We start from the raw sequence: 22,772 nt of genomic DNA on the forward strand, positions 1-22,772 counted from the left end.
CGGCCGGCGCGGTCGCGGCCCCGGTGGGTCCCGTCACGCCGCGACATCCGCCGGCACCGGCTCGACGCCGGGCCCGCAGAGCTGGGCGGCGCGGACCAGGTGCAGGATGCGGAACCGCGACTGCCCGGCCTCGTAGCTCGGGCGGACCAGGCCGTGCAGCACCAGGTCGCGTACCGCCCGGCCGCTGTCGGGCAGGTTCCGGCCGGTCAGCGCCATCACGTCGGGCAGGCCGAAGGTGTCGCCCCGGGCGCAGAGCGCGGCGAGCAGGTCGCGGTCGGCGGCCGGCAGCAGCGCCAGGCGGCGGTGCAGGGCGTCGCGCAGCCGGGTGCCGCCCTCCGCGCCGGCGAGGTGCTGGAGCAGGCCGGCGGGGTCGCCGTGCAGGCACTGGTGCAGCATCGGGATGTCGTAGACGACCAGCCAGGAGGCGACGGCCTGCACCGCCAGGGGCAGCCCGTCGACCCGCCGGCAGATGTCGGCGACCAGCGGCGCGTCGGCGGCGGTGAGGGTGAAGTCCGGCCGGGCCCGCCGGGCCCGCTCGACGAAGAGCCGGACCGTGGGTACCTGGTTGACGGCGAGCGGGTCGGCCGGGTCCGTCTCCTCGGGCAGCGCGAGCGGGGCGAGCAGGAAGGGCCGTTCCCCGGGTACGTCGAGCGGCCGGTCGGCGGTGACCAGCAGCCGCAGTCCCGGGCAGCCGCGCAGCAGGTGGGCGACGCGCTCGGGTCGGACGGTCCGGTCGCCGAGGCCGTCGAGCACGAGCAGCGGCGGCCGGTCGGCGACGGTCTCCACGAAGGCGGCGAGGTCGTCGCCGGCCGCCGGGTCGGCGGTGTCGAGGAGCTGGTCGACGCAGCCGCGCACCAGGGCGGCGAGGCGGTCCCCGCCCGCCCCGGCCGGCGGTTGCGCCACCGCGCACCAGAGCACCGGGGTCCGGTCGGCGGCGTGCAGCCGGGTCGCCACCTCCAGGGCGAGCCGGGTCCGGCCGACCCCGTTCGTGCCCACGATGGTCACCAGGCGTTCGGCGCCGGAGCCGAGTTCGTCGGTGATGACGGCGGTCTCCTGCTCCCGACCGAGCAGGGTGTCGACGGCGACCGGGGGCGCCGGCGGTTCGGCCTCGTAGCTGGCCTTCACCGCCCAGCTGGTCCGGCCCTGGTTGGCGGCGGTCTCCAGGTCCGCGCGGGCCCGCAGGCCGAGCCGCAAACCGTCGGCGATGAGCCGTACGGTGTCCTGCCGAGGGCGGCGGGCCCGACCCTGTTCCAGGTCGCGGATCGCCCGCACGCTGACCGTGGAGAAGTCGGCCAGTTCGCGCTGGGTCAGCCCGATCCGCATCCGGTGCTGACGGATCAGCAGGCCGAACTGCGGGACGTCCTCGGTGGTCCGTACGTCGATGCTCATGATCGCGTTCTCCACTTTCTCCGGCTGCGGGGGATGTCGGGAACGGGAAGCGGACGGTGACTACCGTCAATCCCATGGCCGGGATTCCTTCCCGTCGCAATCCATCGTCCGCACGCCGCTATCGGCGGGGCATCACGCGCCCAAGCCCCGCGCCGGGGCAGCTCACGAGGACGGTCCGGGGGCGCCGGCGGGGTCGACGGGGGCGCTGGACGACGCCGCGCCATCCCGGCGCAACCGTCCGGCCACCGCGCCGCGATAACGGTGATAGCGCCGGGATAACTGCTGGGATAAGGCCGGGATTCCGCCCGTCGATAGCTTGTTGTCAACCCCACCGGGAAAGCCTCGAAGGAGTTGACATGGGCCGCACCACCGCACTGAAGATCTTCGCCGTGGCCGCCGCGATCGCCGGATTCATCACCTTTGGTGCGGCTGCGGCGCAGGCCGACGACGCCGCCCCGACCGGTGGGCCCGTGGTGGTCACGCCCAGCCCGAGCCCCAGCGCCACCCCGAGCGCCAACCACCCCTGGGACTGACCCGGCGCGGGTCAGGGGGCGGTAGACCCGCCGCGGGGCGGGTCACCGGATACGGCGGACCGCCGCACGGCGGTCAGGAGGCGGCGGACCGCCGCACGGCGAGGTCCTCCAGCAGCCGCTCCGCCTCCCGCAGCTCGTGCCGCATCCCCCGCTCGCGGAACGTGACCACGGCGTGTTCCAGGAGTTCCCCGGCCTGGCCGGGAGCACCGGTACGGGCCATCAACCGGGCGATGTCCAGCCGTACCGCCGCCGCACCGCCGTGGTCCATGATCTGTTCCCGTACCGCCAGGGCCCGCTCGAAGGCCCCCCGCGCCTGGTCGTACCGCCCGGTCGCGGCGTGCACCTCACCGAGGTTGCGCAGCAGGTGCCCCTCGCCGATGATGTCCCGGCTGCGGCGCACCATGGTCAGCACCCCGGTCAGGGTCTGCTCGGCCTGCGCGTGCTCACCCCGCTGTAACTGCACCTGACCCGCGCGACGCAACGCGTGCGCCTCCCCCCGGGTGTACCCCACCGAGCGGAAGATCTCCAACGACTCCTCCAGTTGGGCGTGGGCGACCGCGCTGTGCCCCCGGCGCATCCAGATGTGCGCGCTCTGGGTCAGCACGGTCGCCCGGCCCACGATGTCGCCGACCCGCTCGAAGTCCCGTGCGGCGTGTTCGTAGAGCACCAGGGCCCGGTCGTCGTCGCCGCCCTGCCGCTCCAGCAGGGCCAGATCCCGCCGGCACAGCGCCAGCCCGTGCACGTCGCCCAGGTCGTCGAAGATCTCCAGCGCGGCGCCGAGCGACCGGCGGGCCTCCTCGGGCTGCTGCCGGCTGATGTGCAGGGTGCCCAGCGAGCTGAGCACGGCGGCGCTGCCGCGCCGGTTGCCGGCCGCCCGGGTCACCTGCAACGCCCGCTCGTGGGTCCGTTCCCAGTGGTCGAAGTAGCCGCGTGCCTCGAAGAGGGTGACCAGCGTGGTGGCCAGGTCCCAGCAGAGCTCGTCCAGCCCGGCCTGGGCGGCCTGCTCCACCGCCAGGCAGAGGTTGGCCTGCTCGCTGTCCAGCCACTCGATCGGGTCGGCCAGGATCCGGTCGAGGTAGGCGGCCGGGGGCTGCCAGCGGGGCGCGGAGCCGCGCAGCACGGTGAAGTCGCCGCCGTACACCCGGGCGTGGGCCTGCTCGGTGATCGCCAGCCAGCCGCCGATCATCCGCTCGGTCGCGGCGAGCTGCACCGCCGGACTGTCGTGCAGGGCGAGCTGCTCCCGGGCGAACAGCCGGATGACCTCGTGGAAGCGGTACCGGAACTCGCCGGTGGACTCGACCGCGACGGCGTCCAGCATCTGCACGTCGACCAGGGGCTCCACCAGGTCGGACGGGATGGGCCGGTGGTCGTCGAGCAGCGCCCCGGCGATCCAGCCCGGCATCGTCGGCCCCTGCGCCAGGCTGAACAGTCGCAGCAGCCGACGATCGGCGCGGTTGAGCCCGTCGTGGGTCAGCGACAGGCTGGCCCGCATGGTCATCTCGCCGTGCGCCAGCTCGTCGAGCCGGTGCCGCTCGTTGGCCAGCCGGTGCACCATCGAGGCGAGGGTCCAGTGCGGCCGGGCGGCCAACCGCGCCGCCACGATCCGCAACGCCAGGGGCAGCCCGCCGACCGTGCGGACCAGCGCGGCGGCGGCCTCCGGCTCCCGCCTGACCCGGTCGGCGCCGATGACCCGGCCCAGCAGGTCCAACGCCTCGGCCTGGTCGAGCACGTCCAGCTCGACCCGCTGCGCGCCGGGCAGGGCGGTCAGCCGGGACCGGCTGGTCACCAGCACGGCGCAACTGCTGCTGCCGGGCAGCAGCGGGCTGATCTGCCGTTCGTTGGCCGCGTCGTCGAGCACCACCAGCATCCGGCGGGTGGCCAGCAGGGTGCGGTACATCTCCGCGCGCTCGTCGGTGTCGTCGGGGATGACCGGACCGGGGATGCCCAGGGCCCGCAGGAACCGGCCGAGGGCGTCCTTGGCGCTGACCGGTTCGGACCCCGCGCCGCGCAGGTCGCAGTAGAGCTGACCGTCGGGGAACCGCTCGCCGCCGAGCCGGTGCGCGATGTGGGTGGCCATCGCGCTCTTGCCGATGCCCGGCTTGCCGGCGATCACCACCACGCCGAGCGACCGCCGGCCGTCGGTGCCGACCAGGGCGGTCTCGATCGACCGGACCAGCGGCTCGCTGGTCACGAAGTCCGCGGTGTCCGCCGGTAGCTGGTGCGGGCGTTCCTCGCCGTACGGGGTCGGCGCGGCGGCGGCGACCGTCACCCGGCCGTGTTCCGGGCCGTGCGGCGCGGCACCGGCGGCGTACAGGGCCGGGTCGCCGGCGAGGATGGCGCTCTCCAGGTGGCGCAGCTCCTCCCCCGGTTCCAGGCCCAGCTCCTCGGCGAGCAGCGCCCGCCCCTCCCGGTAGACCTCCAACGCCTCGGCCTGCCGCCCGGAGCGGTACAGCGCCAGCATCAACTGCCCGCGCATCCGCTCGCGCAGCGGGTACTCGTGCACCAGCCGGCTGATCTCGCCGACGACCTCGTGGCTGCGGCCGAGGCCGAGTTCCAGTTCCAGGTACGTCTCGATGGCGGTGAGCCGGTCCTCGTCGAGCCGCAGCCCCCGGGTGCGCAGCGCCTCGCTCGGGATGCCGCTGAGGCAGGGGCCACGCCACAGGGCCACGGCGGCACGCAGCGTCTCGGCCGCCTCGGCGATCCTGCCCTCCTTGACCAGTACCCGCGAGGCCATCACCTGCCGGTTGAACACCTGCAGGTCCACCGTGTCCTCGTCGGTGCTCAGCACGTACCCGGGGGCGCGGGAGACCACCGCGGCGCCCACCCCGGCGGCGGTGAAGCTCTTGCGTATCCGGGACACGCAGATCTGGATCTGGGTACGGGCGGTGTCCGGCGGCTCCTCGTGCCAGATGAGGTCGAGCAGCCGGTCGGTGCCGACCACCCGACCCGCCTCCATGAGCAGGCAGGCCAGAATGATCTCCTGGCGACCGGGTGGGATACGCACCGTGCCGGTCGGCCCTTCCACCTGCAGGGGGCCGAGCACCCGGAACATGATCCGGTCCCCGGCGACTGGTCTGGCGGTGAACGAGTCGGGCATGTGTCTCCCGTGCCGACAGCTATTCAGAAGTGACTATTCTTCACGTAGCTCACCCCATCTCAGCGGCGCTGTCCACCAGCGTAGAGATCATCTCTTTCGAACCGTCCGTAGGTTGCGCAACGGCACCGGGGGATGGTCCAGTTCCTGCGACTCCCCCCGGGTGGCCTGCGCCGCAAGGGTCACCGCCCGCCGCCCCGGCCACGTCCGATGCCTGCGGGAACCACGTCCGATGCCTGCGGGAAAGCGCGGTGATAGGCGGAAGTTGGCCTTCTGCCCGACAGTTTCCACAACGGCCACGGATCGTGGTCCAACGGGGAACGACCCGCAGGGAGGAACATCCGATGAGCAGCCACGGGGGGGCACGACCGACCCGGAGCGCGGCGGTGACGGCGGCCGGCGTCGACCACGTCCGGTTGTCGTACCACTACCTGGACACCGGCGACATCGACGCCTACGGGTCGCTGCTCGACGAGCACGTCCAGGTCCGCCGCCCGGACCTGGCGCAGGGGCGGGGCCGGGCGGAGGTGCTACGGACCCACGCGCAGGTCGCCGGGCCACCCGCCCGCCACCAGATCTACAAGGTCATCGCCGACGGGGACGGCGTGGCCGTGACCGGACGCTACACCGGATCGGTCGCTCCCCACCCCGGCCAGCAGCCCGACGGCGAACTCGACTTCGTCGACGTCTTCACCCTCACCGACGAGGGCATGCTGCTCGGCTACCGCCGCTACTACTTCGTCGCCCCCGAGCCGGACGGCCGGCGCGGCGCACGCGGCACGACCCTCACCGCCCAGGGCCCCGACGACGGTACCGACCAGCCCGGTGTGACCACACACCCCATGGGGTAAATCGACCCGCCCGGGGCGACCGGTGTCCACACCGGACAGTCGGACCGTCCCGGAACCAGAGCCGCCGGCGTACCCGCACCGACCGGTGCCCGGTACGGGCATCGCCGGCACCGGGCGGTGCGGCCCCACGGCCGCACCGCCCGACCCGCTGCACCGAATCGCTACCCCGACCTACCGTCCCGGGTCGCTGCCCCGACGCGACCGGCGTCGGCCCGGCGTCGGTCCCGCCTGTCCCGCGCCGGTCCCCCGGCCCAGCGGCTGCTGCCACCTGCGGCCCGGCTGCTGCCACCTGTCGTCAGGCGGCCTGACGTCCGCCCCGGGCCGACGATGTCGTCGGCGACAACCTGTCGAGCTGCCCCGCCCATGAGACCGCGCCGATTCCCGGGGCGCGCCCCGTCCGTGCGGGCAGCTCCACAGCCTTCACGCGGCGGTCCTTCGCCGGGACCGTCGCTCCCACCGGGTCGTGACGGCGGGACGGGGACCCACGGCGCGGCTCGCCGGGCGGCACGACCGGGCTTCGAGCCACCACGACCACGCAGGCGGCAGCCGAGACCGCCGGGGCCGCACCCGGCCCCGGTACCGCACCCGACGGCCGGTGCCGGAGCCACCGGTGCCGGAGCCGCCGACGCCGGAGCCGCCGACGCCGGAGCCGCCGGGGCCGGGGCCACCGGGGCCGGCTTGGGCGCTGGCCCGCACCGACCGCCCTGCCGCCGACCGGCCTACCGGCCGGCGGTGGTCGGGGCGGCCCCCGGGTCGGTGGCCGGGAGTTCGGCCGTGGTCCGCCAGTGTCCCACCAGCTCGGCGTAGCCGGCGCTGTCGCGCAGCAGGTCCTCGTGCCGGCCGAGGTGGTGCCGGTCCCCGTCGATCAGCAGCACGCGGGCCGCCCGGCGGGCGGAGCTGATCCGGTGCGCGATCACCACGAGGGTGCCCGGCCGCGCCGCGAACGCCGTCTCGGCCCGCGCCTCGGCGGCCGGGTCGAGGTGGGCGGTGGCCTCGTCGAGGATCACCACCCGGGCCGGGCTGAGGTGCACCCGGGCCAGGGCCACCAGTTGCCGTTCACCGGCCGAGAGGTCGGCGCCGCCGGCCCCCACCCGCGCGTCCAGCCCGCCGAGCCGGGACAGCACCGGGGCCAGCCCCACCGCCTCGGCCGACCGGCGCACGTCGTCGTCGGTCGCCTCCGGGGCGAGGTAGCGCAGGTTGTCCCGGAAGCTGCCGGCGAAGACGTACGCCTCCTGCGGGACCAGGGCGAGGGTCGTGCGCAGGTCGTCGCTGCGGGCCTGCCGGACGTCCACGCCGCCGAGGCGTACGGTGCCCCGGTCGGCGGGCCAGAGCCCGGCCAGCAGCCCGGCCAGGGTGGACTTGCCGATCCCGCTGGCCCCCACGACCGCCAGGTGGTCGTCGGCGGGCAGGGTGAGCGAGAACGACCGCAGCACCGGGTCCGAGTCGGGCCCGTACGCGAAGGTGAGGTCCCGCACCTCGACGTCGTACCGGTCGGTCAACGGCTGCCGCCCCTCGGCGGTCGGGGGCGGCGCCGGCACCTCCTCGGCCAGCCGCCGCAGGTTCACCACCAGGGTCAGTCCCGAGCTGCTGAGCACGCCGACGAGTCCCCGCAGCGCCGGTTCGAGGCTCACCGACAGGTAGGTGGCCGCCCCGACCGCCTCGCCCAGCCCGAGGTGGCCCGCGCGCACCAGCCAGGGCGCGGCGACCAGCAGGGCCAGCAGCGGTACCTGCCCGCCGACGAGGATCACCAGGCCGCGCGCCGCCGTCGACCGGGCCAGCGCGCGTTCCCGGGCCACCTGCCGGTCCACCGCGTCGCCCAGGTCGGTGATTGCCCGCTGCTCGCCACCGCAGGCGATCACGTCCCGCAGCCCGTGCAGCGTCTCCCCGGCCCGGGCCGAGACGTCCTCCTCGGCGGCCAGCACCGCCCGGTGCCGGGCCACCTGTCCGGGCAGCAGCGCGGCGAAGAGCAGCACCGCCAGGGCGACCAGCAGCGCGGTCGACACGGCCACGGGCGGCGCCAGCAGGGCCAGCCCGACCAGGACCGCGACCACGGTGAACGCGACCTGGCGGACCTGGCGCAGCAGCACGAACAGCGCCCCACGCACCGCCTCCACCTGCTCGGTGAGCCGGACCACCACGGCGGTGCCGGGCGGCCGGCCGACGCCGGTGCTCGCGTGCAGCGTGTTCGCCACGACGGCGGTGGCGAAGGCGTCCCGGACCGGTTCGACCACCTCGGCCAGCCAGGGGAAGAGCCGCCGGGTGCCGAGCACGCCGACGACGGCGGCGGGCAGCAGCGCCGCCAGCAGCAGCGTGCCGGCCAGCGCCTGCCCGGCCACGTACCGGTCCACGGCGGCGGCCACCAGCAGGCCGGCGGTCAGCGACGGCACCGCCTCCACCAGGGACCAGAGGGCGATCCGGGTCAACGCCGCCCGGCGGCGGAGGACCTCGGCCACGAGCAGGGCCGGGCCGGGGGTGGTGGCGGTCATGGGGTGCTCCCGGCGGTGAAGACGGCACGGTAGTCGGGGTGCCGCGCCCAGAGGTCGCGGTGCGGGGCCACCGCGCGGATCCGTCCCCCGTCGAGCCACGCCACCGCGTCGACCTGCGCCGCGGTGGCCACCCGGTGCGCCACCACCAGCCGGGTACGACCGGCCAGGCCGGTGGTCAGCGCGGCGGTGACCCGGGCCTCGGTGACCGTGTCCAGGCTGGACGTGGCGTCGTCGAGAATCATCAGCCGGCCGCCGTGCACCAGCGCGCGGGCCAGGCCGAGCCGTTGCAGTTCCCCGCCGGAGAGCGGTACCCGGGTCAGCGGGGTGTCGACGCCGTCCGGCAGCCGGCGCAGGAAGTCCAGGGCGGACGCGGTCCGGGCCGCCCACTCCACCCGCGCGCCGTCCGTCCCCGGCCGGCCGTACGCGAGCGCGTCGGCCACCGTCGTGCCGAGCAGTACCGGCCGGTCGAAGGCGTAGCCGACCTCGCGGCGCAGCACGGAGGCGGTCAGCGCGTCGAGCGGTACCCCGTCCAGCCGGACCTCGCCCTCGTCGGGGCGCAGCAGGCCGCCGGCGACCAGCGCCAGGGTGGACTTGCCGGCACCGCTGCGGCCGACCACGGCGAGGGTGGTGCCCGCCGGGACGGACAGGTCCACCCCGGTCAGCACCGGGTGGCCGTCGTGGCGGACGGTCACCCCGCGCAGGTCCAGCCGGCCCGTGCCGGCGGGCAGCCGGCCGACCGCCGCCCCGGACGGTCCCGGCCGGGGCGGGGCCTGGTCCAGGATCTCGTCCACCCGACCGGCGTTGGCCTGCGCGTGCGCCAGGAAGGCCAGGGTGTCGGAGAGGTAGATGAAGCCGAGGGCGAAGCCGAGGTAGAGCGACGCGGCCAGGAACTGGCCGGGGGTGATCCGGCCCTGCACCACGGCGACGCCACCGACGCCGAGCACCAGCACCCGCAGCCCGGCCAGGACCAGGTCGAGCTGCCAGGAGATGTCCCCCTGCACCCGCCAGGTCTGCCGGCCGGCCTCGGCGAGGGCGGGGAGCGGGGCGAGGATCCGTTCGGTCTCCCGCCGCTGGGTGCGCGACGCCTGGATGGTCCGGCTGCCGGTCAGCGCGTCGGTGAAGCGGGCCGCGATGTCGCCCTGGTGGCGCAGGTAGTCGCCGTAGCGGCTGCGGACCCGCCGCATCATCAGCCGCAGCAGCAGCACGGCCGGGGCGATCCCGACCAGGAAGGTCACCCCGAGCCACCAGTCGATGAGGCAGAGCGCGACCAGCCCGCCGACCGAGGCGGCGGCCTCGACCGCCACGGTGACCAGCGACGGTACGCCGTGCGCGGCGGCGGCGGTGTTGCCGGTGAACCGGGCGAGCAGGTCCCCGTCGTCGTGCCGGCGGGTGCCGGCGATCCCGAGCACGAAGAGTCGCCGGACGAACAGGTGGCGGACCCGGGCGAGCACCCGGGTCACCGCCCTGGCCTGGCTGACCAGCCCGGCCGCCTCGGCGAGCACCTTCCCGGCGACCAGGGCGACCAGGATGGCGAGGGCGAGACCGGGGCCGGCGCCGGCGAACGCCCGGTCCACGGCGGCGGCCACCGCGGCGGGCAGCAGCAGGGTCGCCGCCACCCCGGCGACGGTCCAGGCGGCGGTCACCACCAGCGGCGGGCCGGCGGTGACGGTCATCCGGGCCAGACTGGACCCGGTGAGGCGGCGCAGCGGGGCGAAGGCGGTCACGGCCACGGTCGGCGCTCCGCTCAGCCGGGCTGCCCGGCGAGGTGCGCCGGACGCCTCTCGATGCGCGCGCGGACCAGCCGGTCGCCGAAGTGCCGGTCGAGGCGGCGGGTGGCCGCCGCCCAGTCCCGCATGGTGCGGACCGGGCCGAGGGTCGCGGTGACGAAGGGGTCGCTCCACCGCTGCACACAGCGGCGCCACACCTCGCCGGGGTCCTCGGTGAGCAGGCTGCCGACGGTCCCCTCGTAGATCGGCATGGCCCGGGCCGCGCCGTCCGGCTCGACCTGGAGGAACGGGTACCAGCCCCGGGCGAGGTGGTCCGGGTGCACCTGGAGCATCCGGTTGTCCTGCACGGCGACGGTGACGGTGGGCGGCAGCAGCGCGCGCAGCCGCTCGCCGGTGGCGGGATCGGCGAGGGCGTCGGCCTGCTCGTCGTCGAGCAGTTCGGCGTCGACGAAGCTGGGGCGGCTGGCCAGCCCGATCGGCATGGCCGCGCCGATCCAGACGAAGTCCAGGTGCGGCAGCCGGGCGGCGAGCGTGGCGCAGAGCTGGTCGAGCTGGTGGAGGCTGCTGCGGACCACGGTGCAGTCGACGCCGAACTCGGCGCTGCGGTGGCCGGCGGCGCGCAACCGACCGGCCGCCCCGTCGAGGCGTTCCAGGGTGGCCAGCGCCCGGTCGAAGGAGCCGGCCCGCCCCCGGACGCGGTCGTGCACCGCCGGGGTCGCCCCGTCCACGCTGACGTTGACCCGGTCGAACTCGGTGAGCAGGTCGGCGGCGGTCCAGTCGGACAGCGACCAGCCGCCGGTGTAGAGGGCCACGCCGATGCCGGCGGCGCGGATCCGGCGGGCCACCTCGGCCAGCCCGCGCACCAGCAGCGGTTCCCCGCCGGCCAGCGCGATCCAGCCGGGCCGCAGCGCGATCAGCGCGTCGGTGACCCGCAGCAGGTCGGCCGGGTCGAGCTGACGGCTGGGCCGGCGGCCGGACTCGGAGTAGCAGTGGGTACAGCGCAACGGGCAGGCGTAGGTGATGTCCCACACCACGTCCGCGGGCCGTTCGGGAAGTGTCATCACCATCGTCCTCGTGTGTGGTGGCGGCGGGACGGTGCGGGACGCCGGTCGCGCCCCGCACCGCCCGGTCCGCCTGATCGGATCGGCGGTCGTCACCGCCGCGGGATCAGCAGGTACGGGTGCAGCCGCTGGACGTGCACGTCGTCGGGCCGCAGGGGAACAGCGCGACCTCGTCGTCGGCGGGCAGCAACTGCAGCGCCTGCACGTCGAGCTCGAACTCGAAGTCGATCTCGGTCTCCACGGGGATCACCTCCTCTCCGGGGTCGGTACGGACACCACGACCGGGTCGGGCGTGGTGGTCTCGGGGCCGTGCCGGAGGAAGTCCGTCACGGTGCGGCGCAGGGCCGCGGCGGGGCCGCCGTGGAACGGGTCGTGTCCCGCGTCGGGCAGTTCCAGGTAGCGCACCGGTGCGCCGGCCGCCCGCATCCGGGCGTGCAGGGCCCGCGACTGGCTGACCGGGATGACCTCGTCGCGGGCGCCGTGCACCAGCAGCAGGGGCACCTCGCGGGGGTGCAGGCGGAGCAGGTCGCGGGGACCGAGGTCGTCGGCGAGCGCGGTGGCGCCGCCGAGCCGGTCGACGAGCCGCCGCACCGGCGCGGACGCCTCGGCGCGCAGCCGGGCCCCGCTGAGGAAGGGCGCGACGGCCACGGCGCGGCGGAACAGGTCGGGGCGGCAGGCCGCGGCGAGCACGGCGAGGAAGGCCCCGTAGCTGGTGCCGTAGAGGGTCAGGGTGGCCGCGCCGTCGGCCCGCAGCCGGTCGCCGAGGGCCAGCACGTCGGCCAGGTCCGGACCGCCCCAGGCGTCGCGGATGGCGTACCGGTGGGCGTCGCCGTAGCCGGTGCTGCCGCGCTGGTTGGGGGCCACCACCGCGAGACCGGCGGCGTGCAGGTGCTGGGCCAGCGGGTCGAAGCCGAGGTCCCAGGCCGCCTCCGGGCCGCCGTGCAGGACCAGCACCGTGCCGGGGCGGCGTGCCGGGTCACCGTACGTCATCGCCTCGATCGGGCCGGCCGGGCCCGGCAGCCGGCGGGGGCGGGCGGGGGTCCACGGACCGGCCGGCGGGGTGTGGAACCGGGCCGGCGGGCCGGACGGGCCGGGGACACCGAGCAGGCCGGGGGGCAGCGCGGTGGCGGAGAAGGGCACGGTCAGCGCGACGTGGTTCCAGGCGGCGGTGTCACCGAGCCGGCCCGGCGCGGGCAGCCCGATCTCCTCCGTGCGGCCGGTGGCCAGGTCGTGTCGCAGCAGCGTGGACCGGCCGTGCCGGGTGACGGCCACCGCGAGGTGGGCGTCGCCGGGAGCCAGGGCCAGGGGTACGGCGGTCCCGGGGACGCCGAACGGGGCGACGGGTCGGGACGGGCCGTGGCCGTGCCGGTCGGTCCAGGCCAGCCGCAGCCGGCCCGGGGTGCCGTGGGCGGCTAGGACGACGCCGGTGGCGGGCTGGGCCAGCAGCAGGTGGGTCGGCTCGCCGGCGGCGGGCAGGTCCTGCGGGGTCGGCTGCGGGTCGGCCAGGTCGATCGCGGCGGGCCCGGTCCGCCCGTCGTGGTGGTGGGTGAAGCCGAGCCGCAGCGGGTCCGGCCCGAGCCAGGCCGCGCCCCCGACCGTGCCGGGCAGGACGGCGACGACGACCGGCGGTACGGCGGCGTCGACGCGCCAGATCGTGGTGCCGACGCCGGTGCGGGTGAGGGCGTACGCCACCGCCCGGGGGTCCGGCGCGGGCAGCAGCCGGACCGCACCCGCCGGCAGGGTGCCCAGCGGCACCTCGGCGGCCGGTCCGTCCCCCGGCACCAGCAGGGTGAGCCGGGCCTCGGCGGCGGTGTGGTCGACCAGCAGGACCCGTCCGTCGTCGGTGCACGTCACCTGACATCGGGCCGGCAGCGGCTCCCGGGTCGGCACCCGGTGGCAGTGCGGCACCGGCCGGTCCAGCGACCACGCCTCCAGGTGGGTGGCGCCGTCCTCGCCGTGGCCCAGGCTCACCGCGCGGGTACCCGCCGGGGAGAAGGCGAAGCCGCTGCGCAGCAGGGCCCGCGCGGGACGCTGCCCGACGGTGGTCGCGGTCATGCCGGGCTCCCGGCGGGCAGCGCCGTCGCGTGCCGGACCGGCTCGGTGGCCCCGGTCGCGGCAGGCTCGGCGGCCCCGCTGGCATCGGTCGCGGCGGACCGGGCGGGCCCGGTGGCGCTGGTCGCCGGGGCGGCCGGCAGGAACGGGCGGGCTCCCCCGTGCCGCAGCCGCAGCAGGTAGCCGACCGCGCCGGAGAGGCCGGTGTGGAAGTCGGCGACCACGTCGAGCAGGGTCTCGTCGGGCAGCAGCAGCCGGCCGTCGCGCAGCCCGGCCCGGGCCCGCATCCAGGCGGCCAGTTCACCGGCCCAGTCCCGGTAGCGGGCCTCCCCGGTGGCGTCGGCGAGGTCGAGCAGGAAGTGTCCGTCGCCGGCCAGTCCGTGACAGGCCGCCGGGGAGGCCAGCGCGGCGGCCCGCCGGACCGTGACCGCCGCCCGGCGGGCCAGGTCGCCGTAGCGGTCGTCGCCGGTGGCCGTCCAGAGCCGGACGAGGAAGGTGCCGATGCCGGAAGCCCCGCTGCACCAGTGCGCCGCCATCGCCTGGGCCCGGCTCGCGCCCCGGTCGTCGGTGGGCCACCGGACCCCGCCGTCGTCGGGCTCGGCGACGGCCACGAGCGTCTCGCCGGCCGCGAGCGCCAGGTCACGGTACCCGGGCCGGTCGGTCAGGTCGGCGGCGGCCAGCAGGAACGTGGCGACCCCGGCCACCCCGTGCCCGAAGCCGTACTGCCGCAGGCCGGCCAGTTCGGAGAGCAGGTCGGCGGGGACCGGCCACATCACCCGCCCGTCGGTACGCTCCACGGTGGCCACCAGGTGGTCGGCGCAGTCCAGGGCCCGCCGCCGGAACCGGTCGTCCCCGGTGACCCGCCACAGGTGCAGCTGGGCCAGGCCCGCCCCGGCCGTACCGTGGCAGACGTCCGGGTTGGGCCAGCGCAGCGGCGTCCGCAGCGCCAGGTCGAGGGCCACCTCGGCCAGCGCCGGGTCGGCCAGGAGGCGGGCCGCGTCGTGCAGCGCCCAGGCGGTGCCGGAGCGGCCGAAGTAGAGGCCGGGCAGGGTGCGCGGCTCGTGCGGTAGCTGGTCGACGATCCACCGGGCGGTGCCGGCGACGGCGTCGCGCAGCCCGTCCCCGCCCGGCGTGCCGGCGGCGAGGGTCAGCACGGACAGCACGCCGGCCGCGCCGTGCTGCACGGCGCACGGGTCGGTGGTCTCCCCGAACGGGCCGGACCGCCACAGCCGGTCGACGCGGTGCGGGCGCATGGTCGTGGTGAGGAAGGCCAGGCCGTCGCGGACCAGCCGGTCCGCGTCGGCGATGGGCAGCACCGCCGCCACGTCCGCGTCGGCCGCCGGCTCCGGTTCCGGCCGGCCGGCGAGGCCGGTCAGGAAGTCGCGGACCCGGGGCAGGTCCCACCGCCGGTCGGGGTCGTCGTCGGTGAGGCCGAGGATCAGGGGGCGCAGCAGCGGCACCGCCGGCATCCGGGCGGCGACCAGGTCGAGCAGCGCGGCGATCCGGGGCGCCACCGGCTGTTCGGTCGGCTCGTCGCGCAGCAGCACCGGGTTGATCCCGCTGACCAGGTGACAGATGGTGGCGCCGAGGCTGAACCGGTCGCTGGCCGGCTGCGGGGCGGCGTCGACGAGGGCGCTGCCGCGCTGTTCGGGTGAGGCGTAGCCGAAGGTCACGGCCCGGCCGACGGGGGTGCCCGGCGGTACGGCCAGCTCCAGGTCGACCATCCGGGGCCGCTCGTCGTCGCCGACCATCACGTTGAACGGGTTGAAGTCCCGGTGCACCAGGCCGGCGTCGTGCACCGCCGCCAGCAGGTCGGTCAGGCGCAGGGCCAGGCGTACCACGGTGGCCAGCGGCAGGCCCCGGTCCGTCCGGCCGGTCCGGGCCAGCTCGGCGGCCCGCCAGGCGTACAGGTGGGCGCCGGGGATGAACTCCTCGGCCAGGAAGAGGTCCTGCTGGTGGGTGAAGAGCTCGACCAGCCGGGGGGCGACGTCGGTGTGGGCGAGCCGGCGCAGCACCTCCGCCTCGTTGCGCAGCGCGTCGCGGGCGTCCGCGCCGGTGAGGTCGGCGTCGGCGTGCCGGCGGGCCTGCTTGACCACCACCTGCTCGCCGGTGCGCTGGTCGACCGCCCGGTAGACGCCGCCCCGGTACGAGTGCCGGATCGCGTCGCGGACCAGGAACCGCCCGCCGAGCAGCACCGGGCGGGGCGACCCACCGCCGGTCCGGCGGGGCGGGACGGGCAGCGGCGAGCCGGCCCACGACGGCGGGTCGAACCAGGCCCGGCGCACGTCCCGGGTACGGGTGCCGTCGGGGCCGGTCAGCAGGGTCTCGTAGGTGCCGTCGTCGCCCAGTTCGCTGCCCCGGAAGCCGCCGTACCGGTAGTGGACGAGCCCGCCGGGGCGGTACGGCCGGTCGGAGAGGATGCCCGGGCCGGGCAACCCGTACGTGGCCTGGTGCAGCCGCTCGGCGAGCAGCCGGAACTGCTCCTCGTCGGTCGGGTACGCGGTGATGAACTTGCCGCCCCCGCCCCGTTCGGCGTTGCGGGAGACCATCCGGGCGGCCATGTCCAGGCTGCGGGAGAACTTGAACGCGCAGCCGGCGCGGACCAGCACGTCGGCGGCGCGGGCCAGCACGATCGGCGCGGAGAGCTGGGTCGCCGAGACGTGCAGCTTCCAGCCGTGCGGGGGCAGGGCGTGCTCGGGCGGGGCCAGCAGGCACCACAGGCTGCTGCGCCGTACCGTCCAGTCCTCGACCCCGGCGCGGATCAGCGCGAGCCGGGCGATGTCGAGCAGCAGCAGTTGCGCGACGTCCTGCGGTTGCCTGGTGTGCTCGGTCTGTCCGACGGACACCCCGCACCCCCTCTCCGGTCGTCCGGGCCGTTCGTGGTCCGGCCTCGGTGGACACCTGGAACGATCGCGGACCGGTTGTCCCGACCCCAGGGACCACGGCCCGGCCCGCTCGGGACGTCCGCTCGGATCCCCGGGACGGATTCCCGGCGGTGCCCGCACGACGGACGCCGCGCCGTCCTGCGCGGGCAGGGCGGCGCGGCGTCGGGTGCTCCGGCGCGGGCCGGCGTCGGCCGGTGGGGATCGGCGGTGGACAGCGTGGCGGGGGTGCTCCGGCGCGGGCCGCCGGTCAGCCGGTGGTGATCGGCAGGTGGGCGTGGATCCGGGTGCCCGGGTCGGCGCCGGTCACCACGAAGTCGCCGCCCAGCTCCTGGCAGCGCTGCCGCATCGAGGCGAGACCGATGCCGTCGCACCGGCCCGGACCGGGACCGGGCCCGGCGCCGTCGTCGACCACCTCGATCGACAGGTGGCCGGGGTCCCGGGTCACCGTCACCCGGGCCCGGTGCGCCGCGGCGTGTTTGACCACGTTGGTCAGCGCCTCGTCGACCAGCCGGTAGGTGGCGACCTCCACGGCCGCCGGCAGCGCGGCGAGGTCGTCGGGGGCGTCCAGGTCGACGGCAAGGTCGGCCCGGCGGTGTCGCCGGACGGCGGCCTCCAGCGCCGGGCGCAGGCCCCGGTCGAGCGCCGGGGGCCGCAGGTCGTCGATGATGTTGCGGAGTTCACCGGCGGCGTTGCCCAGGTCGGCGGCGAGCTGGTCGAGCAGGGTCCGGGCGGCCGGCTCACCGACCAGGTTCCGGGCGGCGGCGGTCAGCATCCGGGCCCCGCTCAGCGCCGCGCCGACCCCGTCGTGCAGGTCCTGCTGGAGCCGGCGCAGCTCCTCCTCACGGGTGTGCACCAGGCGTTCGCGGGCCGCCTGTAGCTGGCGGGTCAGCCGGACCGAGGCCGCCGAGGGCCCGAGTTGGGCGACCAGGCCGAGCAGCAGCCGGCGTTCCCGGCGCGACCAGGTCTCGTCCGCGCCCCGGGGCTGCACGGCGAGCTCACCGATGGCCCGGCCCTGGTAGGCCAGGGGCAGGGTGGTGACCGACCAGGGCCGGAGCTGGCCGAAGGTCGCCTCGGGCTGCTCCCGCCCGGTGAGCCGGATCTGCACGAACGGCACCCGCATCCCCTCCCCGATGGCGGTGACCGCGCCGGCCAGCACCTGCTCGGGCAGTTGCGCGGCGCCGATCCGGCGGTTGAGCAGGCCCACCAACTGGTCCGGCCGGGCGCCCCGGCCGTACACGGCCAGTCGCAGCAGGGAGCGGACGTACTCGTGCAGGGGCAGCAGGCCCACCACCACGACCGCGACGGCCGCCGCCGCGTCCGGCGGGACGACCCGGGCCACCAGCCCGACGGTGACCGCGTAGACCGCGAGGACGGTGAGGCTCAGCAGGCCGTACGCCAGGGAGCGGTGGATCAGGGTGTCGATCTCGTAGAGGCCGTAGCGCAGCACGCCGACCGCCGCCGCCGCCGGCATCGCCAGGACGCCCAGCAGCCCGATCACCGGTACGCCCTCCACGGTGTCCAGCAGGAACGCGGCGAGCAGCAGCACGGCGTTGCCGGTGGCCCAGAGCAGCGGACCCCGGCGGGTCGGGGGTGTCCGGCGGATCCGTACCAGCAACGCGAGCACGGCCACGGCGGCGCCGAGCAGCAGGGCCCCGGTCGCGCCCAGCACCGCCACGCTGTCCCAGCCGGGGGCGACCTGGGCGTCGCCGCCGAGCAGGCCGGGCGCCCGGCCGGTGAGCGAGATCAGCCCGGCGGTGCCGACGACGACCACCCCGGACAGCGCCGCCACCACCGGCCACCACCGGCGTCCGGGCGGCGCCCCGGTCGGGAAGAGCAGGGCCACCAGCACCAGCAGGCCGTAGCTCGGCCACCACACCCAGAGCCGGAGCCAGTCGGTCGGGGCGCTGGCGACCGCGGCGCCGGCCACGGTCGTGGCGCCGCAGAGTCCGACGCCGAGGACCAGCCAGCCGCAGGAGTTGCGGGGCGAGTGGGCGGCGATCCGCGCGCCCAGCGGCGCGCAGACGGCCGCGAGCAGCCAGTCCCGGGCCTCGGCGGGCACCCGTCCCGGCGGTGGGGAGCCGAGCCAGCCCTCGGCCCGGGCGAGGGCGAGCAGCGCGGCGGCGGCCACCAGCAGCAGCGCGGTACCGGCCAGCGCCCAGGCCAGCCGGGCCGCCCGGGCCGGCCGAGACCACCGCGCGCCGGTGGGCGAGGTGGTCTCGGCGGACATCAGTGGAAGTCGCCGAGCAGGCTGTGCAGCATGTTGTGGTACGCCGAGCCCTTGGCCGGGTGGTGCGTCCCGGCGAGCACCGGGAAGGGCTCGCCGGGCAGGGGCGGCAGGCCGAGCAGCGCCACCGACCAGGGCACCCCGTCGGCGGTGAAGCAGGCGCCGATCGCCTTCGCCACCTCGTCCAGCGTGACGGTGGCCCGGGGCACGTCCGAGTGGCTGTGCGGCCAGTCGCCCGGGCTGCCGAGCCGGGCCGCGGCCAGCACGTCGTCCAGCCACTGCTGGACCTCGACCGTGCCGTCGACGACGACGACGGCCGAAGTTGTGTCGTGAATGTTTCGCATGGCCGGGAGTATCGACAGCAATTCCTGCACGGCACAACGAGGTTGTAGAGTTCCGGACTGTGAACGCGGCGACACCGTCGGGAATCCACGTGCTGGTCGTCGACGACCATCCGGTGGTCTGCCGAGGGCTCGCCTCCCTGCTCGGCGCCGAGACCTGGATCGGGCGGGTGTCGGAGGCCGGCACCGTCCGTGAGGCCCGCCGGCTGGTCACCACCGAGCGCCCCCAGGTGGCGATCATCGACCTGGGGCTGCCCGACGGCGACGGGGTCGAGTTGGCCGGCCAGCTCAGCGTGGTCGCGCCCTTCTGCGCCACGATCGTGATGACCATGACCAACGACCCGGACACCGTCCGGGCGGCGCTGGCCGCCGGGGCCCGGGGGTACCTGCTCAAGGACTCGGCGCCGGAGCTGGTGGTGGCGGCCGTGCGCACGGTGGCCGGTGGGGGCAGCGCCCTCGGGCCGGGGGTGGCCACCGGGCCGGCCCCGACCGGCCGGTCCCACCGGCCCGCCGGCCCGCTCGACCGGCTCAGCCCCCGCGAGCGGGAACTGCTCGGCCTGCTGGCCCACGGGCACACCAACCGGGAGATCGCGGCGCGGCTGTCGCTGAGCGAGAAGACCGTCCGCAACCTGCTCTCCATCATCACCGGCAAGCTCGGCGTCGCCGACCGGGTCCAGGCGGTGCTGCTGGCCCGCCGGCACGGGCTGCGCTGAGGCGGGTCGCCCCGCCGCCGGCTCCGCCCCGTCCGGGGGTACGCGGCGTCCTTCGGCTGTCTTTCGGTGCGCTCTGGCCCAATGGGACCCACGCGGGTGTCCCGACGCCCGCCCAGTCCCACGACCGAGGAGCAGCGCATGCGGATCAGAACCATGACCGGGCTGGCCGTCGCCGGTGCCGCCGCCGTCACGGCGGTCGCCGGTGGCGCGGCGTACGCCGGGACGCGCGCCGATCCCGAGCCCGTGGTGCAGATCGTGACCGAGCGGGAGCCGGCCGACCGGGACTGCCCGCGCGGGACGGCGACGACGATTCCCACCGTGCCGCAGGAGGCGTGGTGACGGCGACCGCGCCGGGCCTGGTGGACGCCTCCACCCTGGACCCCGGCATCGACCACGGCAGCGCCACGCGGCTGCTGGAGCAGACCCTGTTCGAGGTCAAGCGGGTGATCGTGGGGCAGGACCGGCTGGTGGAGCGGCTGCTCACCGCGCTGCTCGCGCAGGGCCACTGCCTGCTGGAGGGGGTGCCCGGTGTGGCCAAGACCCTCGCGGCGGAGACCCTCGCCACCGCCGTCGGCGGCAGCTTCGCCCGCATCCAGTTCACCCCCGACCTGGTGCCGTCGGACATCCTCGGCACCCGGATCTACCGCTCGTCGCGGGAGAGCTTCGACATCGAGCTGGGCCCGGTGATGGCGAACCTGGTGCTCGCCGACGAGATCAACCGGGCCCCGGCGAAGGTGCAGTCGGCGCTGCTGGAGGTGATGGCCGAGGGGCACGTCTCGCTCGGCGGGCGCAGCCACCCGGTGCCCACCCCGTTCCTGGTGCTGGCCACCCAGAACCCGATCGAGTCCGAGGGGGTCTACCACCTGCCCGAGGCGCAGCGGGACCGGTTCCTGCTCAAGGTGCTGGTGGACTACCCCACCGACGACGAGGAGCTGGGCATCCTCTACCGGATGGGCACCACCCGGCCGGCGGCCCGCCCGGTGCTCGACCCGGCCACCCTGGCCGCCCTCCAGGGCCTGGCCCGGCAGGTCTTCGTGCACCACGCGCTGGCCGAGTACGTGGTCCGGCTGGTCCTGGCCACCCGGGACCCGGGCCGGTTCGGGCTGCCGGACGTGGCCGGGCACCTGGCGTACGGGGCCAGTCCCCGGGCCACCCTCGGCCTGGTCGCCGCCGCCCGCGCGGTGGCCCTGCTGCGCGGGCGGGACTACGTGCTCCCCACCGACGTCCGGGAGATCGCCCCGGACGTGCTCACCCACCGGCTGGTGCTCTCCTTCGACGCGGTCGCCGACGGCGTCGACCCCGCGCACCTGGTCCGGCGGCTGGTGGACGCGGTACCCCTGCCCCAGATCGCCCCGGCCCAGGAGAAGCAGGGCCCCGGCCTGGGAGCGGCGGCGTGACCGGCCACGCCACGGCGCTGTCCCGGCTCGCCCCGGAGCAGCGGCTGCGCCGGCTGGAACTGGCCGTCACCCGCCGCCTGGACGGCCTGCTGCACGGCCAGCACCTGGGCCTGCTGCCAGGGCCGGGCAGCGAACCGGCGGGCAGCCGCGAGTACCGGCCCGGCGAGGACGAGGTCCGCCGGATGGACTGGTCGGTGACCGCCCGGACCACGGTGCCGCACGTGCGGACCGTCGACGCGGACCGGGAGCTGACCACCACCGTGCTGGTCGACGCCACGCCGAGCATGGACTTCGGCACGGCGGAGCTGGAGAAACGGGAGCTGGCGGTGGCCGCGGTGGCGGCCGTCGGAGTGCTCACCGCCGGGCTCGGCAACCGGCTCGGCGCGCACCTGCTCGGTCACCGGGGGGTCCGCCGGTTCCCGGCCCGGACCGGCCGGCCCCACCTGCTCGGGCTGCTGCGGGCGCTGCTGGCGGTGCCCCGGGGGATCCCGGCGACCCAGGCGGTGCCGCTGGCCGAGGCGGTCGACGGGCTGCGCCGGGCCACGCCCCGGCGGGGCCTCGCCGTGGTGGTGTCGGACTTCCTCGACGGCCTGCCCGACGAGGGGGTCTCCGGGGCGGCCGGTCCACCGCCGGCCTGGGAGCAGCCGCTGCGCCGGCTGGCCGCCCGGCACCAGGTGCTCGCCGTGGAGGTGACCGACCCGCGTGAGCTGGAACTGCCCGACGTCGGGCTGATCACCCTGGTGGACCCGGAGAGCGGGCGCCGCCGGGAGGTCCCCACCGGCAGCCGGAAGCTGCGCGAGCGGTACGCGGCGGCAGCGGCGGCGCAGCGCCTCGCGGTGACCCTGGCGGTGCGCCGCAGCGGCGCGACGCACCTGCGGCTGAGCACCGACCGGGACTGGATCACCGACATCGTCCGGCACGTGCACGCCCAGCGCCGGCTCGCCGGCGCGGCCCGGCCCCCGCGTCGGGAGGTGTCCGGATGAGCTGGCAGTCCCCGGAACGGTTGTGGCTGCTCGCCGGGGTGGCCGCGCTGCTCGTCGGCTACCTGGTGGCGCAGCGCCGGCGCAGCCGCTACGCGGTCCGGTTCACCAACCTGCGGCTGCTCGACCGGGTCGCCCCGACCCGGCCGGCCTGGCGGCGGCACGTGCCGGCCGGGCTCTTCCTGGCCATGATGGCGCTGCTGGTGGTCGGCTTCGCCCGCCCCACCGACGAGGTGCGGGTGCCCCGGGAACGGGCCACCGTCATCGTCGCGGTGGACGTGTCCCGGTCGATGCTCGCCACCGACGTCGAGCCGGACCGGCTCACCGCCGCCAAGGACGCCGCCCGGGAGTTCGTCGGCGGCCTGCCCGAGGAGTTCAACGTCGGTCTGGTCGCCTTCGCCGGCAGCGCCTCGCTGCTGGTCGCCCCGGACACCGACCGGGCCGTCGTCGGCGCCGGCATCGACCGGCTCGCCGAGGGGGTCACCGGCATCCAGGGCACCGCGATCGGCGAGGCGATCCACACCTCGCTGGAGTCCATCCGGACGGTGGACGAGCGGGCCCCGGACGAGCCGCCGCCCGCCCGGGTGGTGCTGCTCTCCGACGGCGCCAACACGTCCGGCCGGGACCCGGCAGGCGCGGCGGCCCAGGCCGGCGAGGCGGGGGTACCGGTGGACACCATCTCCTTCGGCACCCCGGACGGGACGATCGGCACGGGCGCCTGGGACCAGCCGGTACCGGTCGACGGGGAGAACCTGCGCGCGGTCGCCGAGCAGACCGGCGGCGCGTACCACGAGGCGGGCAGCGCGGACGAACTGCGCGCGGTGTACGCCGACATCGGCTCCTCGATCGGGTACGAGACGCAGCGGCAGGACGTCTCGGCCCGGTTCATCGGCGCCGGGCTGGTGCTGGCCCTGCTGGCCGCCGCCGCCTCGATGCTCTGGTTCTCCCGGCTGCCCTGACCGTTCTCCCCGCCGCCCGGCCGGGCCCGGTGCCCACCGGCGCCGGCACCCGGCCGACCCGGCCGCGACCCGTCCACGAA

At 76.4% G+C, this 22,772-nt stretch carries 17 protein-coding genes; 7 read left to right on the forward strand and 10 right to left on the reverse strand.

The annotated features are described in order from the left end of the window. Positions 1–33: 33 nt before the first annotated feature. Complete coding sequence (locus AWW66_RS17200) at positions 34–1,389, reverse strand: ATP-binding protein (protein WP_067367195.1); 1,356 nt, start codon at positions 1,387–1,389, stop codon at positions 34–36. A gap of 356 nt (positions 1,390–1,745) precedes the next feature. On the opposite strand from AWW66_RS17200, the gene AWW66_RS33750 reads away from it, so the two are divergent. After that, on the forward strand, positions 1,746–1,922 hold the full coding sequence (locus AWW66_RS33750) for a hypothetical protein (RefSeq protein ID WP_157527522.1): 177 nt from the start codon (positions 1,746–1,748) through the stop codon (positions 1,920–1,922). Positions 1,923–1,995: 73 nt separating this feature from the next. Here AWW66_RS33750 and AWW66_RS17205 read toward each other — a convergent pair whose 3' ends face one another. Then, positions 1,996–5,019 carry an AfsR/SARP family transcriptional regulator gene (locus AWW66_RS17205; protein WP_083978570.1) on the reverse strand — a complete coding sequence of 1,008 codons (3,024 nt, stop codon included), beginning with the start codon at positions 5,017–5,019 and terminating at the stop codon, positions 1,996–1,998. Positions 5,020–5,360: 341 nt separating this feature from the next. Here AWW66_RS17205 and AWW66_RS17210 point away from each other — a divergent pair, with 341 nt between their 5' ends. Further along, positions 5,361–5,867, forward strand: a complete 507-nt coding sequence (locus AWW66_RS17210) for a nuclear transport factor 2 family protein (RefSeq protein WP_067367155.1) — start codon at positions 5,361–5,363, stop codon at positions 5,865–5,867. A gap of 719 nt (positions 5,868–6,586) precedes the next feature. Here AWW66_RS17210 and AWW66_RS17215 read toward each other — a convergent pair. From AWW66_RS17215 to AWW66_RS17245, 8 genes are all read right to left on the reverse strand, one after another. Next, positions 6,587–8,353: an ABC transporter ATP-binding protein gene (locus AWW66_RS17215; RefSeq protein ID WP_067367158.1), complete on the reverse strand. Its 1,767-nt coding sequence runs from the start codon at positions 8,351–8,353 to the stop codon at positions 6,587–6,589. After that, positions 8,350–10,083, reverse strand: coding sequence for an ABC transporter ATP-binding protein (locus AWW66_RS17220; protein ID WP_067367165.1), 1,734 nt, complete (start codon positions 10,081–10,083; stop codon positions 8,350–8,352). Before AWW66_RS17220 ends, AWW66_RS17215 begins: the two co-directional genes overlap by 4 nt. A gap of 14 nt (positions 10,084–10,097) precedes the next feature. Next, positions 10,098–11,141, reverse strand: coding sequence for a radical SAM protein (locus AWW66_RS17225; protein WP_083978571.1), 1,044 nt, complete (start codon positions 11,139–11,141; stop codon positions 10,098–10,100). Positions 11,142–11,247: 106 nt separating this feature from the next. Next, a complete protein-coding gene (locus AWW66_RS34880; protein ID WP_211271973.1) occupies positions 11,248–11,382 on the reverse strand; it encodes an ALQxL family class IV lanthipeptide in 135 nt (44 codons plus the stop codon). A 5-nt stretch (positions 11,383–11,387) separates the two neighbouring features. After that, positions 11,388–13,196, reverse strand: a complete 1,809-nt coding sequence (locus AWW66_RS17230) for an alpha/beta hydrolase family protein (RefSeq protein WP_067367168.1) — start codon at positions 13,194–13,196, stop codon at positions 11,388–11,390. Continuing rightward, a complete protein-coding gene (lanL, locus tag AWW66_RS17235) occupies positions 13,193–16,039 on the reverse strand; it encodes a class IV lanthionine synthetase LanL (protein WP_067367171.1) in 2,847 nt (948 codons plus the stop codon). Before lanL ends, AWW66_RS17230 begins: the two co-directional genes overlap by 4 nt. A 286-nt stretch (positions 16,040–16,325) precedes the next feature. Next, positions 16,326–18,305: a sensor histidine kinase gene (locus AWW66_RS17240; protein WP_067367174.1), complete on the reverse strand. Its 1,980-nt coding sequence runs from the start codon at positions 18,303–18,305 to the stop codon at positions 16,326–16,328. Continuing rightward, positions 18,305–18,646 (reverse strand): hypothetical protein, encoded by a 342-nt coding sequence (locus tag AWW66_RS17245; protein WP_067367176.1) that lies wholly within the window; start codon positions 18,644–18,646, stop codon positions 18,305–18,307. Before AWW66_RS17245 ends, AWW66_RS17240 begins: the two co-directional genes overlap by 1 nt. Positions 18,647–18,705: 59 nt before the next feature. On the opposite strand from AWW66_RS17245, the gene AWW66_RS17250 reads away from it, so the two are divergent. The 5 genes from AWW66_RS17250 to AWW66_RS17270 all read left to right on the forward strand — a co-directional run bounded on the left by AWW66_RS17250 (position 18,706) and on the right by AWW66_RS17270 (position 22,692). Then, entirely contained in the window at positions 18,706–19,356 is a 651-nt protein-coding gene (locus tag AWW66_RS17250) for a response regulator transcription factor (RefSeq protein WP_067367180.1), read from the forward strand. A 138-nt stretch (positions 19,357–19,494) separates the two neighbouring features. Beyond that, positions 19,495–19,695 (forward strand): hypothetical protein, encoded by a 201-nt coding sequence (locus AWW66_RS17255; protein WP_067367183.1) that lies wholly within the window; start codon positions 19,495–19,497, stop codon positions 19,693–19,695. Between the two features lie 17 nt (positions 19,696–19,712). Beyond that, a complete protein-coding gene (locus AWW66_RS17260) occupies positions 19,713–20,753 on the forward strand; it encodes an AAA family ATPase (RefSeq protein ID WP_067367203.1) in 1,041 nt (346 codons plus the stop codon). Further along, the gene (locus tag AWW66_RS17265) at positions 20,750–21,736 is read left to right on the forward strand and encodes a DUF58 domain-containing protein (protein WP_067367186.1); all 987 of its coding nucleotides are present in this window, start codon (positions 20,750–20,752) and stop codon (positions 21,734–21,736) included. Before AWW66_RS17260 ends, AWW66_RS17265 begins: the two co-directional genes overlap by 4 nt. Beyond that, positions 21,733–22,692: a VWA domain-containing protein gene (locus tag AWW66_RS17270; RefSeq protein WP_067367189.1), complete on the forward strand. Its 960-nt coding sequence runs from the start codon at positions 21,733–21,735 to the stop codon at positions 22,690–22,692. The genes AWW66_RS17265 and AWW66_RS17270 overlap by 4 nt, the downstream gene beginning before the upstream one ends. Positions 22,693–22,772 lie beyond the last annotated feature (80 nt).

It is taken from the genome of Micromonospora rosaria (assembly GCF_001567585.1).
Taxonomy (GTDB): Bacteria; Actinomycetota; Actinomycetes; order Mycobacteriales; family Micromonosporaceae; genus Micromonospora; species Micromonospora rosaria.

Excerpts from the sequence above, each read along its gene's own strand:
- AWW66_RS17200 (WP_067367195.1), bottom strand. The coding sequence starts at position 1,389 with ATGAGCATCGACGTACGGACCACCGAGGACGTCCCGCAGTTCGGCCTG.
- AWW66_RS33750 (WP_157527522.1), top strand. The coding sequence starts at position 1,746 with ATGGGCCGCACCACCGCACTGAAGATCTTCGCCGTGGCCGCCGCGATC.
- AWW66_RS17205 (WP_083978570.1), bottom strand. The coding sequence starts at position 5,019 with ATGCCCGACTCGTTCACCGCCAGACCAGTCGCCGGGGACCGGATCATG.
- AWW66_RS17210 (WP_067367155.1), top strand. The coding sequence starts at position 5,361 with ATGAGCAGCCACGGGGGGGCACGACCGACCCGGAGCGCGGCGGTGACG.
- AWW66_RS17215 (WP_067367158.1), bottom strand. The coding sequence starts at position 8,353 with ATGACCGCCACCACCCCCGGCCCGGCCCTGCTCGTGGCCGAGGTCCTC.
- AWW66_RS17225 (WP_083978571.1), bottom strand. The coding sequence starts at position 11,141 with ATGACACTTCCCGAACGGCCCGCGGACGTGGTGTGGGACATCACCTAC.
- AWW66_RS17230 (WP_067367168.1), bottom strand. The coding sequence starts at position 13,196 with ATGACCGCGACCACCGTCGGGCAGCGTCCCGCGCGGGCCCTGCTGCGC.
- AWW66_RS17240 (WP_067367174.1), bottom strand. The coding sequence starts at position 18,305 with ATGTCCGCCGAGACCACCTCGCCCACCGGCGCGCGGTGGTCTCGGCCG.
- AWW66_RS17245 (WP_067367176.1), bottom strand. The coding sequence starts at position 18,646 with ATGCGAAACATTCACGACACAACTTCGGCCGTCGTCGTCGTCGACGGC.
- AWW66_RS17255 (WP_067367183.1), top strand. The coding sequence starts at position 19,495 with ATGCGGATCAGAACCATGACCGGGCTGGCCGTCGCCGGTGCCGCCGCC.
- AWW66_RS17270 (WP_067367189.1), top strand. The coding sequence starts at position 21,733 with ATGAGCTGGCAGTCCCCGGAACGGTTGTGGCTGCTCGCCGGGGTGGCC.